Raw genomic sequence first — 15,032 nt, 5'->3', positions numbered from 1 at the left:
GCCCCGCCCCCGCCCGGCCACCGTTCGGCCACTGGGCCTGACGGCGCGGGCGGGCGGTCCCCGGCCGTCCCCGCCCCGACGACATTCGTACAAGACCGACGGCGGACAGCCCCGGCATCATCCCGGCATGAGTGAATTCGACGCCGTTCTCCCGCACGGCATGCACGTGGTCCACGACGGCCCGGAACAGGGGCCGCCACTGTTGCTCATCCATGGATCGGGGGCCTCGGGCGGCACCTGGGGCCCGATGATCCCGGCGCTCGCGGCCCGCCACCATGTCATCCGGACCGATCTCCCCGGCTGCGGCCAGTCCCCGCCCGCGGCGTCGTACGACGTGCCCGTGCAGGCGGGCCGGGTGGCGGCGCTGCTCGACGGTCTCGGCCTTCGTCGGGTCGCCGTGGCCGGGCACTCCAGCGGCGGCTACGTCGCCACCTCGCTCGCGGAAGCGCGCCCGGATCTCGTGAGCTCCCTCGCTCTGATCAGTACCGGACCGGGTCTCGACGCGCTCCTTCCGCAGCCGGCCATCCTCCGCCTCCTGCTGGGCCCGCCCTTCGGCCCGCTCCTCTGGTCCCTCCGCTCGGACGCGGCGATCCGTGGCGGGATCAGGGCGACGACCGTTCGCCAGGCGGACATCCCGGACGACCTCGTCGCCGGGGTGCGGGGCACCACGTACCGCACGTTCCGGGCGGTGTCCCGGTGCAACACCGCCTATGTCGACGAGCGGAACGTGCCCGAGCGGCTCGCCGCCCTGAAGGTTCCGCTGCTGGTGGTCTTCGGCGATGCGGACCCCCGCTGGGAGCCGTCGTCGGCGCACCGGTACGAGGCGGTGCCGGACAGCAGGGTCGAGCTGCTGTCCGGCATCGGGCACATACCGCTGCTCGAAGCGCCGGAGGCGACCAGTGATCTGCTCCTGCGCTTCGCGGCGGCGCATGCCGGCAATCCGGGGGCCTGAGGCTTTTCGTTCGCATCAGGACGGATCGGGCAGCGCCTTCAGTGTCGCCCTTGCCTCGTCCATGATCCGCTCGACGAGCTCCGAACAGGACGGCAGGTCCTCGATCAGGCCCGCCACCTGCCCCGAGGCCATCACCCCGATGTCCGTACGCCCCTCGACCAGTGAGGCCTTCAGCAGCATCGGGGTGTTGGCGGCCAGGAGTACCTGGCTCCAGGTCAGTTCCTTGCCGTGTTTCATCGCTGTCCCGTCGCGGACCAGCTGGGGCCAGCTCGCGCCGGACTCCTTACGGAAGGCCGAGGCGTGCCGCAGTGCCCGCAGCAGTGAGGCGGCGCGGCCGGAACGCTCCAGGGAGTCGACCATGGCGGTACGGAGCATCCGGTGCGGCAGGCCGTCCACCTGTGTGGTGACCGTGACGTCCTTCACGGTGGCGGCCAGGTACTTCGCCTTCACCGCGTCGGGGACGGTGCTGTCGGAGGTGAGCAGGAAGCGGGTGCCCATGCCGATCCCGGCCGCGCCGTAGGCCAGTGCGGCGACCAGGCCGCGGCCGTCGTGGAAGCCGCCCGCCGCGATCACGGGGATGCCGACGGCGTCCACCACCTGGGGGAGCAGCACGGTGGTGGCCACCTCGCCCGTGTGGCCGCCGCCCTCGCCGCCCTGCACCATCACCGCGTCGGCCCCCCACGCGGCGACCTTCTCCGCGTGCCGGCGGGCACCGATGGAGGGGATGACGACGACGCCGGCGTCCTTGAGCCGGGCGATCAGGTCCTTGGACGGGGCGAGCGCGAAGGACGCCACCTTGACCCCCTCGTCGATGATGATCCGGACCCGCTCGCCCGCGTCGCCCGCGTCCGCCCGCAGATTGACGCCGAACGGCGCGTCCGTACGGGACTTGACCTCGCGGACCGCAGCGTGGAGCTGCTCGACGGTCATCGTCGCGGAGGCCAGGATGCCCAGCGCCCCCGCGTTCGCGGAGGCCGACACCAGCCGGGGGCCGGCCACCCATCCCATCCCGGTCTGCACGATCGGGTACCGCACCCCGGTCAGCTCGGTGAGCGCGGTGGCAAACGGCGCGGGGCTCACGCCGGGACCTCGCGCTCGCGCAGCCCCTTGGGGTCGATGACCTCACGGATCAGCCGGAGTTCGGCCGCCGTGGGCTCCCGTGTGAACGGGACCTCGTCGGGGACCGTGAGGGCGAACCCTGTGGCCCCGGTGACCTGTTCGAGGCTCACGCCGGGGTGCAGGGAGCGCAGCCGCATCGTCCGGTCGGGGGTCTCGAAGTCGAAGACGCCCAGGTTGCTGACGACTTCGGGGATGCGGTGGAAGCGCGTCGCGGAGGGACCGGCCGCGGCCGCACGGTCGTAACCGACTCCGCTGACCATGTCGACATGCTCCACGAACACCCGCGCCGAGTGCTTGGGCACCCAGTAACTCGTCGGGTTGTTGAGGGTGTTGACGGGAGCGCCGCGCACCCCGAGCAGCTGGCGCGCGGGCCTGGCCCAGTCGCCGATGCAGGAGATGTTCTGATTGCCGTGCCGGTCGATCTGGCTGGCGCCCATCATCACGTGCCGGCGGCCCGTGGCGGTCAGCGTCAGGTGCTGGCGGAACGGCAGCCAGCCTTCGATGCTCCCCGCCGTCGCCCCCACCGCGGGCGTGTCGGCGATCAGCAGCGCCTCCCCGTCCGTCAGCAGCAGCTCGGGCGAGAAGGTCAGCCGCGCCAGGCGCGCACCGATGGCCGGGACGGTTCCCATGGGGCTGGCGAGGATCTCGCCCGCGTCCCGCCAGGCCTCCGCGCAGGCCACCACGCAGTACTCGGCGCGGCTCGGTGCCTGGATGCCGGTGGTCTCGGTGCCGCTCATGCTTCCTCCTGGTGGAACGCGGTGACGGCGGCCTGGTAGGCGGCTTCGTCCCCGGACAGGAACCGTTCGACGAAGGCGGGCCAGGCCTCGGGGTCGCGGGCGGCCTTGACGTAGGCGCGCTGGAAGGCCTCGTCCCGGTCGTGGTCGGGCACACAGGAAGTGAAGTGCGCGCCGTTCGGCGTCTCGACGACCCCGTCCACGAACATCCGCTTGATCAGCAGTGTCTGCGGCCCGTGCTCCTTCAGCAGGTCCGCCGTCTCCACGATCTGCTCGCAGGAGACGAAACCCTGGTCGGCCGCCTCGCAGAACAGGTCGTCGAAGTACGGGTCGGGGCCCAGGTACTGCCCGTTGCCCTGTACGTCGGAACGGTTCAGGTGAACCAGGGCCGCGTCCAGCCGGAGCGCCGGGGCGGCGACCAGCTTCTCGCCGTCCTCGTACGGTGAGGTGACCGTACGCAGGGCGGGGTTGACCTCCATCAGGTCCGAGCCCATCCCGGCGCGCACCGGCATGAACGGCAGCCGCTGCGCGCCCGCCGTCAGGCTCCACATCATCATCGCCTCGTCCATCTCGACCATCTCGAAGGCGCCGCGCTGCCGGGCCGCGGTGAAGTGCGGCTCCAGCGGTATCGAGTCGAGCGTCCCGAAGGCCGCGACCAGTTTGCGGATCTTCCCCGCCGCCGCGAGCAGACCCACGTCCGGGCCGCCGTACGACACCACGGTCAGGTCGGTGACGTCCGAGCGCAGCAGTGCCCGCACCAGAGCCATCGGCTTGCGGCGCGACCCCCAGCCGCCGATGCCGATCGTCATCCCGCTCTCCAGCCGGCCGACGACATCGTCGGCCGTCATCGTCTTGTCCTGTGTCACGTCTGCTGCTCCTTGTCCGTGCCGAAGGTGTCGCGCACACGGTCGGCGACGCCACTGAGGTTGGCCTCGAAGGTGAAGCCCTGCTCGAAGCGGTAACTGCGGCGTACGTCGACGGGATCGATGCCGTTGATGGCGGCCTTGGCCAGCCGGATCAGATAGCCGTCCTTGGCGGCGATCTCCCCGGCCAGTTCCAGGGCGGCCCCGGCGAGCCGCTCGCGGGGCACGACGTCGAACACCGAGCCGTGCCGGTGCAGTTCCTCCGCGGTCACGGTGCGCGAGGTGTAGTAGAGGGTCCGCATCAGGTGCTGCGGGACCAGTCGGGCCAGGTGTGTGGCGGCGCCGAGCGCGCCGCGGTCCAGTTCGGGCAGACCGAAGGTCGCGTCCTCGGCCGCCACGATCACGTCCGCGTTGCCCACCAGGCCGATGCCGCCGCCCAGGCAGAAGCCCTGCACGGCGGCGACCACCGGGACCTCGCACTCGTAGACGGCCGCGAACGCCTCGAAGCAGCCCCGGTTGGCGCCGATCAGCGCCTCGGGTCCGGTCGCGCGCTGCATCTCCTTGATGTCCACGCCCGCGTTGAAACCGCGCCCCTCGGCGGCGAGCACGACGCAGCGGATGTCCGGGTCGGCCCCGGCGGCCCCGACCGCCGCGGCCAGGTCGTACCAGCCCTGTACGGGAAGGGCGTTGACCGGAGGGAAGTCCACGGTGACGAGGGCGACGCCCTCGCGTGGGACGGAGGTGGAGACACCCATGAGCAGATCAGCTACCTTTCCACCAAACGTTTGTTAGGGCCAAAAGGTAGCAGCGATACGAACGCCGCGGGAGGGTGTCATGCCACTCAGTGGTACCGGCGGCCGTACCGGCTCCGCTGCTCGCCGTCCGTCGAAAGGACACTCCTCATGACCTCACCGACCGCCCTGTGCGCCGGACGCGTCGCCGTCGTCACCGGCGCCGGCCGTGGACTCGGCCGCGCCCACGCCCTGGCCCTCGCCGCCGAGGGCGCGAAAGTCGTCGTCAACGACCTGGGGGTGGGCCTCGACGGCTCCGGCTCGGGCACCGGCCCCGCCCAGCAGGTCGTGAAGGAGATCCGCGCCGCCGGAGGCGAGGCGGTCGCCCACAACGGTGACATCGCCACCTCCGAGGGCGCCGCCTCCCTCGTCGCCGCCGCGCTGGACTCCTTCGGCCGCCTCGACACGCTCGTCAACAACGCCGGATTCCTCCGCGACCGGATGCTGGTCAACCTGGACGAGGACGACTGGGACGCCGTGATGCGCGTCCACCTCAAGGGGCACTTCCTGCCGCTCAGGCACGCGGCGGCGCACTGGCGCGCCGAGGCCAAGGCGGGCCGGACGCCGGCCGCCCGGGTCGTCAACACCAGTTCCGGTGCCGGGCTGCTGGGCAGCGTCGGCCAGGGAAACTACGCGGCCGCCAAGGCGGGCATCGTGGGGCTGACCCTGGTCGCCGCCGCCGAGATGGGCCGCTACGGGGTGCAGGTCAACGCGATCGCCCCGGCCGCCCGGACCCGGATGACCGAGGCGACGTTCGCCGAGACGATGGCCGCACCCGGCGAGGGGGCCTTCGACGCGATGGCCCCGGAGAACGTCTCGCCGCTCGTCGTCTGGCTGGGCTCCGCCGCGTCCGCCGGGGTGAGCGGCCGGGTCTTCGAGACCGAGGCCGGGCGGATCACCGTGATGGAGGGCTGGCGGCCCGGGCCCACCGCCGACAAGGGCGCCCGCTGGACCCCGGCCGAGGCCGGAGAGGCGGTGACCGGGCTGCTGGCCGCGGCCGAGACCCCGCAGCCGGTGTACGGCGCCTCCTGACACGGCGCGGCACGGGGCGGCGGCCGTCCGGCCACCACCCCGTGCGGGCCGCGGAGTTCAGGCAGTGGCCGGCTCGCCCCGCACCCCGGCGACCAGGAGTGCGGGGGACTCCGTGCGGCCGTCCAGGATGCGATTGGTCCGGGTCACGACCTGCCACCCGTGCGGCGTGCGGCGCAGCCGCCAGTGGTTGGCCGTCGCCCGGCGCACCACGTAGCGGCCCGACTCGTGCACCATCATCAGCGAGTGGCACACCGCCACTGCCTCGTCGCCCTCCACCGTGATGTGCGCAGGGCCCACGACATGGGCGCAGCCGTGCCGGATCCAGCCCTGGTGCGCGGGGGAGCGGACCATCTCACGGATCCGCTCCCGGCCCGCGAGGAAGATCTCGTCGATGTCGTACACCCCGTCCGGCGCCCACAGCGCCGCGACGCCTTCCGCGTCGCCCCCGTCCACCAGCGGCCCGTAAGAGGCCATCGTGCGGGCGATGTCGCGCTCGTCCTCCAGCGCCCCGAGCCGCGCTTCGAGCGCGGCGAGCCGGTCCTCGCTCATACCCGTGCCTCCGCGCCCGCCGTGAGGCCCGCGATCGCGGCGAGGGCCTCCAGCTGCTCGGCGTAGTGACTCGCCGACCCGGCGGTCAGGGACGCGCTGACCAGGGTGGCACCGGCTGCGGACACCTTCCGCAACGCCTCGGACGCGCCGTCCGGATCGCCCGACGGATCGAGCGGGCGGCCCGCGCTCAGCACCACCTCGAAGCCGTCGGGCAGCGAGGCGGCCCCGACCATCTCGCCCAGCCGCTCCAGCGGCAGCCCGAACGGCACCCAGCCGTCCCCGTACGCCACCGCCCGGCGCAGCGAACGCGGGGTGCGGCCACCGATCCACAGCGGCACCCGGTCCTGCACCGCGTGCGGTTCCACGACGAGCCCCTCGTAGTCGAAGTGCTCTCCGTGGTAGGCGGGTTCGCGCCGGGACAGCGACGCCCGCAGTGCCGCGAGGGCGTCGTCGGCGATCGCGCCCCGGCCCTCGAAGGCGGCCCCGAGCAGCTGGAACTCCTCCTCCAGACTGCCCACACCGAGCCCCAGGACGACCCGCCCACCACAGACGCGGTCCAGCGTGCCGTAGCGCTTCGCTATCTCCAGCGGATGGTGGTAGCCGAGCACCAGGACCTGCGTGGCGAACCGGATCCGGTCGGTCCGGGCCGCGAGATACCCGAAGACGGACAGCGGGTCCCAGTACGTGCCGCCGCGCTGTCCGGCGATGTCCACGGGCACCGCCACATGCTCCGAACAGGTCAGATGGTCGAAGCCGAGCCGGTCCGCCGTCTCGGCGACCGCCCCCAGCTCCTCGATGCCGGCGGCACGCTCCCAGGGGGAATGGACGCCGGGGACGGCCGTGACGACGGGACTGTTGATGCCGAGCCGCATGGGGACACCTCTCTCGGGCGGAACGGGATGGAACGGGAGCGTCCATCCAAGACCTCCGCCCCGGCCCGCGCAGGCCCCGTCCCGGTGGGCGGGAGGCCCACCGGGACGGACGGGGCCTGCGGCCGGGTCCCACTCAACGGAACGACGCCCACCGGCCAGGTGCGGCACACGAGAACATCGGCGGCCGGCGGAAGGACGTCAGTACCGTGCCCCGAACGAACTGCGAGAGAACCCCCGCGCATCCCACCTCGGCCAACCAGCGCCGGCGCTACGCCCGCATCCTGCGGGCCGCGGCGCACCTCGGAGCCGTACACGGCCTCGAAGGCGTGCAGATGCACGACGTGGCCCGGCGGTCCGGCGTCGCGATCGCCACCCTGTACCGCTACTTCCCTTCCAAGCCCCATCTGTTCGCCGCCGTCCTCCACGACCAGGTGGGCCGCCTCGACGCCGGGGCTCCGCCACCACGGCCGGGCACCGGCCCGGTGGAAGCGGTGAGCGAGCTGCTCACCGGGGCGAGCCGGCAGCTCTTCGAACAGCCGCTGCTGGCCCTGGCGATGCTCCAGTCCAACAACGTCTCCCACGTCGGCGGGGGCAGCGCGGTCCGCCGCACGGACGAGATCCTCGTGGACCTGGTCCTGCGCACGGCCGGGGTGACCGATCCCGGCGAGCAGGACCGGCGCGTGGTCCGCATCCTGGAGCAGGCCTGGTACGGCCTGCTCACCACCGTCCTGTACGAGCGTTCCTCGGCCGAGGCGGCGCAGGACGGCATCCGGCTGGCCTGCCGCCTCCTCCTCGGCCCGGTCCTCGCCGAACGGCGCCCCTGACACCGCGCCCCGCGTCCGGTCAGCGGGACGGCCGGCCCGGATCCCGCATCGAAACTCCTACGGTGCCGGGGCCAGCAGCCCCGACCCACCGAGGAGTACTCATGCCGCGTAATGTCGTCGTCACCGGATCCGGTTCCGGGATCGGTGCCGCTCTCACCAATTTGTTCCGGGCCCAGGGGGACCGCGTGACCGGCGTGGACCTCCGGGGCGGCGAGATCGACGCCGACCTGTCCACGCCCGAGGGCCGCGCCGCAGCCGCGGCGGCCGTCGTCGAGGCGGCAGGCGGTGTGGTGGACGCGGTCGTCACCTGCGCGGGCACCTCCGTGCCGGGGACCGCGATGGTCACCGTCAACTACTTCGGCACCACCGAGTTCCTGACAGCGCTGCGACCGGCCCTCGCCGCGGCCGAGCGGCCCCGGGTCGTGGCCATCGGCTCGATCTCCGGCACCCAGCCCCATGACCCGGAGGTCGTCGCCGCCTGTCTCGCCGGCGACGAGGCCACGGCCCTGGAGCACGCGGAGCGGGCCGTGGCCGAAGGCCGCGCGCGGCAGCTGTATCCCTCGTCCAAGGCGGCGCTCGCGCAGTGGGCGCGGCGCACCGCCGTCGCCGACGGCTGGGCCGACGCCGGCATTCCCGTGAACGTCGTCGCGCCCGGCATCGTCCTGACCCCGATGAGCGCGGGACTCTTCGACGACCCGGAGATGAAGAAGGTCATGGACGCGGCGGTACCGATGCCGCTCAACGGCTATTTGAAGCCCGAGGACGTCGCACGGGCCGTGCTGTTCCTGGCTTCCGAGGGAAACAGCCACATCACCGGGCAGGTGGTGTACGTCGACGGAGGAGCCGAGGCGGCCCTGCGCGGGCCGGCCGATTTCTGAGACGTACGCACGGTGCCCCGGCCGCAGTCGCGGCCGGGGCACCGTGCGTACGTCCGCCGGCCCTGTCAGACGCGGACCTTGGTCCGGATCACCTTGCCGGTCGCGTTGCGCGGCAGCGCGTCCGCGGTCAGCCGCCACTGCTTGGGAACCTTGAAGTAGGCCAGTTCGGCCGCCGCGAACTCCCGCAGCTTCTGCGGCGTCGTCGTCGCGCCCGGCACGAGCACCACGACAGCGGCCACCTCCTGCCCGAGATCGGGATGCGGCACCCCCAGCACCAGGCACTCCCGGACGTCCGGGTGCTCCATGAGGACCGTCTCGATCTCGGCCGGATAGACGTTCTCGCCACCGCGAATGATCAGATCGGAGCGCCGGCTGCTGAGATACAGCCGCCCCTCCCGCAACTGCCCCAGGTCCCCGGTGCGCAGCCAGCGGTCCGCGTCGATGGCTCCGGCGGTGGCCTCGGGGTTGCGCCAGTAGCCCAGCATGTTGAACTGGCTGCGGACGCAGACCTCACCCTCCTCGCCCTCGCCGAGCACCTCACCGGCCGGGTCGCGGATCTCCAGCCGTACGCCGGTGACGGGCCGGCCCAGTGTGCCGGGCGCGGTCGCCAGCTCCTGCGGGTTCGCCGCCGCCACGGCCGTACACGTCTCGGTCAGCCCGTAGCTGTCCACCAGCGAGTCCTTCGCGAACGGCAGGTTCTGGCGCAACTGCTCCTTGAACGCGGTCGACGACGGCGCGGAGGCCAGCGCGAAGGCCGTCAGCGAGGACGTGTCGTAGCGGTGCGCCCCGCCGTGTTCGAGCATCCGGTGGGCCATGGTCGGCACCGCACCCCAGTTGGTGACCCGCTCGCGCTCGACAATGCCGAGGATGGCGTCCACGTCGAACCTGCCCTGGTGCAGGGCGATCCTGCTGCCGGTGGCGAGCCTGGGCACGGCCAGATTGTGCAGGCTCGCGATATGGAACAGCGGCAGCGTCAGCAGATAGACGCGGTCCTCGGCCGACAGCGGGTCACCGAACTCGTGGAACAGCGCGTCGTTGAGACGGTGGTACTCGACGACGGCCAGCAGGTTGCGATGGGTGTGCACCGCGCCCTTGGGGCGGCCCGAGGTACCCGAGGTGTAGAGGATGACGGCCGGGTCGTCCTCGGCGACACCCGCGGACGGCAGCGGTGCGTCGGGGCGGGCCGCGACGAAGCGGCTGATGTCGTCCTCGACGGACAGCACCGGCACCGCGCAGTCGGCCAGCTTCGCCGACTGCCTGGCATCGGCGACCACCAGCGCCGGCTCCGCGTTCTCGATGCCGTACGCCATCTCCCTCGCCGACCACCAGGCGTTGAACCCGACGGCCACCGCGCCGATCGAGACCGTGGCCCAGAACGTCTGGATCCACTCGGGGGAGTTGGCGGCGGCGATCGCCACCCGGTCGCCCTCGGCGATGCCGTACTCCTCCCGCAGCACCTGAGCCAGCGAGGCGACCTGGGCGGCGTGTTCGGCGAAGGTGATCCGCCGGTCCGCGGTGACGATGTACTCACGGTCGGCATGGGCTACGGACGCGTGCAGCACCTCGTGCAGAGCATGCTGCCGGTGGGTGAACACCGGCAGCCGGGTCCCCAGCACGTCGGCCTCGGACAGCTCGAACCGGGCGCCCGGGCCGGTGAGCCGGCCCATGATCTCGGCCGCCCCGGCGGGAGTGGCCGGGGGGTGATCCGTATCGCTGGACATCAGGTGACTCCTGGTGCGTCTCGAACTCCACTGGGATCGCGGTCGAGATCAGTGTCAGCAGTGCCGGACCTTCGTTTCATGGCTGATTCCGGTCACTGGGACACCGTTTCACGGCGATGACCCGGCGACAACGGTGGCGACAGGTGCCCGGAGCGGGCGGCACACGGTTCCCGGTGAGTGGGATAGGTCACGTCGGCCGGATTTCGACGGCCGTAGCGTCCCCCCACCTGCTCCGGCCCCCGGGCTTTGCTGCCCCGGGTGCCACCTGCCTTCAGGCACCCGTCTTTCCCACCTTCCGGCACCGGTCCGACCGGCCCGGGCTCATGGAGGAAGAAATGAAGCGAGCACCACGGCCGCGAGTCCGCCTCGCCGCCACCCTGGCCGTCGCGGCGACGCTCACCTCGGCGTGCGTAGCGTCCGATGCCGGGAAGACCGACGGCGCGAAGACGCAGAAGACCGAACGCGGCCGTTACACCTTCGGGCTCATCGGCGACCAGCCGGACGGCGGCGCCCCCGTCGACGGCGGCACCCTGCGCATCGCCGACTACGCCGAGGCCCGCAGTCTCAGCCCTGCTGTCACCTACGCCACCGGAGCCTCCGGAGGTTCGGCGCTCGCCGCCGTGTACGACGTGCTGATGCGGTACGACACCGCGGCAAAGAAGTACGAACCCCAGCTCGCCGAGTCCCTGCGGAGCAGCGGCGACAAGAAGACGTGGACGCTGAAGCTCCGCGACGGGGTGAAGTTCTCCGACGGCACCCCGCTCGACGCCGACGCCGTGACCGCCTCCATCGCCTGGTACCAGCAGAACAAGGGCGCCGACACCGCGCTGCTCGCGCCGAACCTGGCGAAGACCGAGGCGACCGACGACTCCACCGTCGTGTTCACCCTCCGCAACTCCTGGGCGACGTTCCCCGCGATGCTCGCCCAGGCGCCCGGCATGATCGTGGCCCCCGCCGCGTACGCGGGGAAGACGTTCGAGCCCATCGGGGCCGGCCCCTTCGTCCTGGGCAAGTACGCCCCCCAGGAGGAGATGGTCCTCAAGGCCAACAAGAACTACTTCAAGGGCAGGCCCCATCTCGACGCTCTCCGTTTCACCTGGCCGCAGTCCGACCGCGCCAAACTGGAGGCGCTCGAGGACGGCAGCGCCGACCTGACGTACATGCGCAGCCCCGATGTCGTGGACGAAGCGGTGAAGGCCGGCCACCCCGGCGAGCTGACCCTCACCGGCCTCGGCAACATGGTCGTCATCAACACTCGCAAGGACCGGCCCGGCGCCGACCTGCGCGTCCGCAAGGCGATGGCCCTGGCCCTCGACCCGGAGCTCGACACCGAACGCGCCTACAACGGCAAGGGCCTGCCCGGAAAGGAGATCTTCCCGCCGGAATCGCGCCTGCGCTCCCAGGTGAAACCCCTGGGCGTGGACCTCGACCGGGCGAAGAAGCTGCTGGCCGAGGCCAAGAAGGACGGTTACGACGGCACGGTCACCTACATGGACGGCACCGACCCCGTCGCCAGGGCCAAGGGCGTCGTCACCAAGGCGATGCTGGAACGCGTCGGTTTCACCGTGAAGCTCGACCTGGTCTCCTCGATCGCCGACCGGACGTCGAAGACCTACGTGGAGCACGACTTCGACATCAGCCGTGGTGCGGCGAGCATCTCCGAGAGCGACCCGTACCACCGCCTCCAGAGCGTCCTGAACTCGACGAGTTACGGAAACCCCGGCGGGTACGCCAACCCCGAGATGGACGCCCTGCTGGTCCGGCTCCAGGCGGCGGCGAGCGATGCCGAGACCCAGAAGGTCCTCGACGAGGTCCAGACCCTGTTCAACGACGACGTCCCCCTGGTGAACCTGGGGGCGAGCGCGGCCTTCACCGCCTGGGGCAGGAAGGTCCACGGTGTCGTGCCCACCGACGAGTACATGACCCTCTTCGGTGAGGCCTGGATCAGCAAGTGACGTCCCGAGGTCCGGCCGGCCCCGCCGGTACCCGGAGCGCTCCCGCCCACCGGGACACCGGACCGGGCCGGCCCGCCCGTCCGCCCCTGGCCCCACCGCACCGTGGTGCGCATTCCGTAGACCCGTGTACCGCCACCGGGCAGATCTGGAGGAACCCATGAGTTTCGCTGCGCTGCGCCGACCGGCCCTCAAAGTCCTGGAACTCGTGGGCGTGCTCCTCATCGCGAGCATCGGGGTCTTCTCCCTGGTCGTCCTGCTGCCCGGCGACCCCGCCGTCGACATTCTCGGGGGCGGCCGGTTGCCCGCCGAGTACGCCGAGCTCCGCACGGAACTCGGCCTCGACCAGTCCCTGGTCACCCGCTACCTCGACTGGCTGGGCGGTGTCCTCACCGGGGACCTGGGCCAGTCCGTCGTACCGCCGCAGAGCGACGTCACCGACCGCGTCATGTCCGCGCTGCCCGTCAGCTTCGAGACAGCCGCCCTCGGCCTGCTCATCGCCCTGCTGATCGCCGTGCCGCTGGCCATGTGGTCGGCGTACCGGGAGAACTCGGCCGCCGACCGGATCATCGGCGCCGGCACCTTCGGGGTGCTCTCCGTGCCCGGCTTCCTCGCCGGGCTGCTGCTGATCATGCTCCTGGTCAACTCGGCCGGCCTGTTCCCGCGTTCCGAATGGATCCGGCTCGGCGACGGCGACCTGCTGGGCAACCTGCACCACGCCTTCCTGCCGGCGCTGACCGTGGCGCTGGCCGAACTCGCCATGTTCACCCGGGTGTTGCGCGGCGACCTCATCGTGACCCTGCGGGAGGACTACATCCTCGCCGCCCGCGCCAAGGGCATGAACCCGCTGCGCATCCTGTTCACCGACGCCCTGCGCCCGTCCTCCTTCTCCCTGGTCACCCTGCTCGGGCTCAGCCTCGGCCGGCTCATCGGCAGCACCGTCGTCGTCGAGTACCTCTTCGGGCTGCCCGGCATGGGCACCCTCGTCGTCAACGCCGCGGGCCAGGGCGACTACCCGATGGTCCAGGGCGCCGTACTCACCATCGCCGTCATCTACGTGGTGATCAACGCCGGCATCGACCTCTCCTACGGCTACCTCGACCCGAGGACGCGACGTGTCCATATCTGACATCGCCCCGCGCACGCGGGCCGCCTTCCCACCGCCCCTGCTCACCGCCCTGACCCTCACCGCCGTCGGCCTCGTCCTGCTGGGGTTCGGCGCGACCACAGCCCAACTCGTGACGCCCGTCAAGGCGGCCATCGCCCTCCTGGGCCTCGGTACGGCGTTCGCCGGAGCGTCCAGGCTCGGCAGGATCTGGTCCGGCCCCGGCTTCGACGTGGTGTTCTGGTTCGGCGCGGGCTGGCTCGTCCTGCTCGGCCTCGCGATCCTGTTCGCCCCGTGGCTGCCTCTCGGAGAGGACCGCGACGTCGCGAGCACCGTCCTCGAACCGGCCTTCGCCACCCCGACGTTCACCGGGGCCAACCCCCTCGGCACGAACGGCTTCGGTCTCGACCTGCTCGCCCGGTCCCTGTACGGGGCGCGGTCCTCGCTGGTCATCTCGCTGTCCGCGGTCGCCGTCGGCACCGTCCTCGGCGGCGCGATCGGCATGGTGGCCGGCTACTTCCGGAAGAGCGTCGACCGGGCGGTGGGCATCGCCACCAACTCGCTGCTCGCCGTTCCCCCGCTGATCCTGCTCATCGCCCTGGCCACCGTGCTGGAGCCGCATCTGCGCAATGTCGCCCTCTCGCTGGCCCTCCTCACCATCCCCGGCATGGTGCGGCTCGCCCGCGCCACCACCATGGCCTACGCCAACCGGGAGTTCGTCGTCGCCGCCCGCGCCATGGGTGCCACCCGCACCCGGATCATGCTGCGCGAACTGCTGCCCAACGTCCTGCTGCCGCTGCTGTCCCTGGCGGTGGTGATGATCTCGGTCCTCATCGTCGCCGAGGCCTCGCTCAGCTTCCTGGGGCTCGGCATCCAGCCGCCCGAGCCCACCTGGGGAAACATGATCGCGGAAGGGGAGGGGCGGGTCTTCGAGGATCACCCGCACATCGTGCTCGTACCGGGTGCGTTCCTCTTCCTCACCGTCTTCGCCTTCAACATCGTCGGCGAGAAGGCTCGCGGGCGCTGGGACTCCCGGAGCGTGAAACTGTGACCACCACACCGCCGCCCGACGGCACGGCGCCCGCCGGCCCCGACGCGTCCGCGCTGCTGAACGCCACCGGCGTACGCACCGCCTTCCACACACCGCGCGGCCCCGTACAGGCCGTCGACGGAGTCAGCCTTTCGCTGTCCGAGGGCGAGACCCTCGGCATCGTCGGCGAGTCCGGCTCGGGCAAGTCGGTGCTCGGCCGCACCCTGATGGGCCTGATCACCGACGGCCCCGGCACCACCGTCTCCGGAACCGTCCTGCTCGGCGGCAAGGACGTCCACGCGCTGAGCCCGTCGGGCCGCAGAGCCTTGTGGGGCACCGAGGTCGCCATGGTCTTCCAGGACCCGATGACCTCACTGAACCCGGTGAAGAAGGTCGGCACACACCTGTCCGAGAGCCTCCGCGCCCACCTCGGCCCGAGCCGCGCCGAGGCCCGGGACCGCGCCGTCGACCTGCTCCGTCAGGTGGGCATCCCCGAACCCGCCCGGCGGGCCCGCCAGTATCCGCACGAGCTCTCCGGCGGCATGCGCCAGCGCGTCGTCATCGCCATGGCCCTGGCCTGCGGTCCGCGCCTGCTCATCGCCGACGAACC

Annotated in this window: 15 protein-coding genes; 8 read left to right on the top strand and 7 right to left on the bottom strand. The window is 71.8% G+C overall.

Annotated elements, in window-relative coordinates:
* Positions 1-127: 127 nt before the first annotated feature.
* Positions 128-952 carry an alpha/beta fold hydrolase gene (locus JGS39_RS34260; protein WP_236064403.1) on the top strand — a complete coding sequence of 275 codons (825 nt, stop codon included), beginning with the start codon at positions 128-130 and terminating at the stop codon, positions 950-952.
* A gap of 15 nt (positions 953-967) precedes the next feature.
* Here the strand turns inward: JGS39_RS34260 and JGS39_RS34255 are convergent, their stop codons facing one another.
* From JGS39_RS34255 to JGS39_RS34240, 4 genes are all read right to left on the bottom strand, one after another.
* Complete coding sequence (locus JGS39_RS34255) at positions 968-1,960, bottom strand: NAD(P)H-dependent flavin oxidoreductase (RefSeq protein ID WP_236064404.1); 993 nt, start codon at positions 1,958-1,960, stop codon at positions 968-970.
* A 68-nt stretch (positions 1,961-2,028) separates the two neighbouring features.
* Positions 2,029-2,808 (bottom strand): CoA-transferase subunit beta, encoded by a 780-nt coding sequence (locus tag JGS39_RS34250; protein ID WP_219573649.1) that lies wholly within the window; start codon positions 2,806-2,808, stop codon positions 2,029-2,031.
* Positions 2,805-3,653, bottom strand: a complete 849-nt coding sequence (locus JGS39_RS34245; protein WP_148015585.1) for a CoA transferase subunit A — start codon at positions 3,651-3,653, stop codon at positions 2,805-2,807. Before JGS39_RS34245 ends, JGS39_RS34250 begins: the two co-directional genes overlap by 4 nt.
* 14 nt (positions 3,654-3,667) lie before the next feature.
* Positions 3,668-4,423, bottom strand: a complete 756-nt coding sequence (locus JGS39_RS34240) for an enoyl-CoA hydratase family protein (protein ID WP_219573648.1) — start codon at positions 4,421-4,423, stop codon at positions 3,668-3,670.
* Between the two features lie 147 nt (positions 4,424-4,570).
* On the opposite strand from JGS39_RS34240, the gene JGS39_RS34235 reads away from it, so the two are divergent.
* Positions 4,571-5,491, top strand: coding sequence for an SDR family oxidoreductase (locus tag JGS39_RS34235; protein WP_219573647.1), 921 nt, complete (start codon positions 4,571-4,573; stop codon positions 5,489-5,491).
* Between the two features lie 57 nt (positions 5,492-5,548).
* Here the strand turns inward: JGS39_RS34235 and JGS39_RS34230 are convergent, their stop codons facing one another.
* Both JGS39_RS34230 and JGS39_RS34225 read right to left on the bottom strand, forming a co-directional pair.
* Positions 5,549-6,040: a nuclear transport factor 2 family protein gene (locus tag JGS39_RS34230; protein WP_219573646.1), complete on the bottom strand. Its 492-nt coding sequence runs from the start codon at positions 6,038-6,040 to the stop codon at positions 5,549-5,551.
* Complete coding sequence (locus JGS39_RS34225) at positions 6,037-6,912, bottom strand: TIGR03619 family F420-dependent LLM class oxidoreductase (protein ID WP_219573645.1); 876 nt, start codon at positions 6,910-6,912, stop codon at positions 6,037-6,039. Before JGS39_RS34225 ends, JGS39_RS34230 begins: the two co-directional genes overlap by 4 nt.
* A 206-nt stretch (positions 6,913-7,118) precedes the next feature.
* Here JGS39_RS34225 and JGS39_RS34220 point away from each other — a divergent pair, with 206 nt between their 5' ends.
* On the top strand, positions 7,119-7,736 hold the full coding sequence (locus tag JGS39_RS34220; protein WP_219573644.1) for a TetR/AcrR family transcriptional regulator: 618 nt from the start codon (positions 7,119-7,121) through the stop codon (positions 7,734-7,736).
* A gap of 101 nt (positions 7,737-7,837) precedes the next feature.
* Entirely contained in the window at positions 7,838-8,614 is a 777-nt protein-coding gene (locus tag JGS39_RS34215; protein ID WP_219573643.1) for an SDR family oxidoreductase, read from the top strand.
* 65 nt (positions 8,615-8,679) lie between these two features.
* On the opposite strand, the gene casG is transcribed toward JGS39_RS34215, so the two are convergent.
* On the bottom strand, positions 8,680-10,335 hold the full coding sequence (casG, locus tag JGS39_RS34210) for a steroid-24-oyl-CoA synthetase (protein WP_219573642.1): 1,656 nt from the start codon (positions 10,333-10,335) through the stop codon (positions 8,680-8,682).
* A 335-nt stretch (positions 10,336-10,670) separates the two neighbouring features.
* Between casG and JGS39_RS34205 the strand changes: the two genes are divergently transcribed.
* The 4 genes from JGS39_RS34205 to JGS39_RS34190 all read left to right on the top strand — a co-directional run.
* Positions 10,671-12,290, top strand: a complete 1,620-nt coding sequence (locus JGS39_RS34205; protein ID WP_219573641.1) for an ABC transporter substrate-binding protein — start codon at positions 10,671-10,673, stop codon at positions 12,288-12,290.
* Positions 12,291-12,447: 157 nt separating this feature from the next.
* On the top strand, positions 12,448-13,416 hold the full coding sequence (locus tag JGS39_RS34200) for an ABC transporter permease (protein ID WP_219573640.1): 969 nt from the start codon (positions 12,448-12,450) through the stop codon (positions 13,414-13,416).
* Positions 13,403-14,443, top strand: a complete 1,041-nt coding sequence (locus JGS39_RS34195) for an ABC transporter permease (RefSeq protein WP_306069377.1) — start codon at positions 13,403-13,405, stop codon at positions 14,441-14,443. The genes JGS39_RS34200 and JGS39_RS34195 overlap by 14 nt, the downstream gene beginning before the upstream one ends.
* On the top strand, positions 14,440-15,032 hold a 593-nt coding region (locus JGS39_RS34190), incomplete at its 3' end, for an ABC transporter ATP-binding protein (RefSeq protein WP_219573639.1). The genes JGS39_RS34195 and JGS39_RS34190, both read left to right, overlap by 4 nt.

The sequence above is a fragment of the Streptomyces poriferorum genome (assembly GCF_019399235.1).
Classification (GTDB): Bacteria; Actinomycetota; Actinomycetes; order Streptomycetales; family Streptomycetaceae; genus Streptomyces; species Streptomyces poriferorum.
Note: the sequence above shows the minus strand (reverse complement) of the source record. Positions and strands in the feature narration are given on the sequence as shown.

Excerpts from the sequence above, each read along its gene's own strand:
- JGS39_RS34235 (WP_219573647.1), top strand. The coding sequence starts at position 4,571 with ATGACCTCACCGACCGCCCTGTGCGCCGGACGCGTCGCCGTCGTCACC.
- JGS39_RS34225 (WP_219573645.1), bottom strand. The coding sequence starts at position 6,912 with ATGCGGCTCGGCATCAACAGTCCCGTCGTCACGGCCGTCCCCGGCGTC.
- JGS39_RS34245 (WP_148015585.1), bottom strand. The coding sequence starts at position 3,653 with ATGACGGCCGACGATGTCGTCGGCCGGCTGGAGAGCGGGATGACGATC.
- JGS39_RS34215 (WP_219573643.1), top strand. The coding sequence starts at position 7,838 with ATGCCGCGTAATGTCGTCGTCACCGGATCCGGTTCCGGGATCGGTGCC.
- casG (WP_219573642.1), bottom strand. The coding sequence starts at position 10,335 with ATGTCCAGCGATACGGATCACCCCCCGGCCACTCCCGCCGGGGCGGCC.
- JGS39_RS34200 (WP_219573640.1), top strand. The coding sequence starts at position 12,448 with ATGAGTTTCGCTGCGCTGCGCCGACCGGCCCTCAAAGTCCTGGAACTC.
- JGS39_RS34250 (WP_219573649.1), bottom strand. The coding sequence starts at position 2,808 with ATGAGCGGCACCGAGACCACCGGCATCCAGGCACCGAGCCGCGCCGAG.
- JGS39_RS34240 (WP_219573648.1), bottom strand. The coding sequence starts at position 4,423 with ATGGGTGTCTCCACCTCCGTCCCACGCGAGGGCGTCGCCCTCGTCACC.
- JGS39_RS34205 (WP_219573641.1), top strand. The coding sequence starts at position 10,671 with ATGAAGCGAGCACCACGGCCGCGAGTCCGCCTCGCCGCCACCCTGGCC.
- JGS39_RS34260 (WP_236064403.1), top strand. The coding sequence starts at position 128 with ATGAGTGAATTCGACGCCGTTCTCCCGCACGGCATGCACGTGGTCCAC.
- JGS39_RS34230 (WP_219573646.1), bottom strand. The coding sequence starts at position 6,040 with ATGAGCGAGGACCGGCTCGCCGCGCTCGAAGCGCGGCTCGGGGCGCTG.
- JGS39_RS34255 (WP_236064404.1), bottom strand. The coding sequence starts at position 1,960 with ATGGGATGGGTGGCCGGCCCCCGGCTGGTGTCGGCCTCCGCGAACGCG.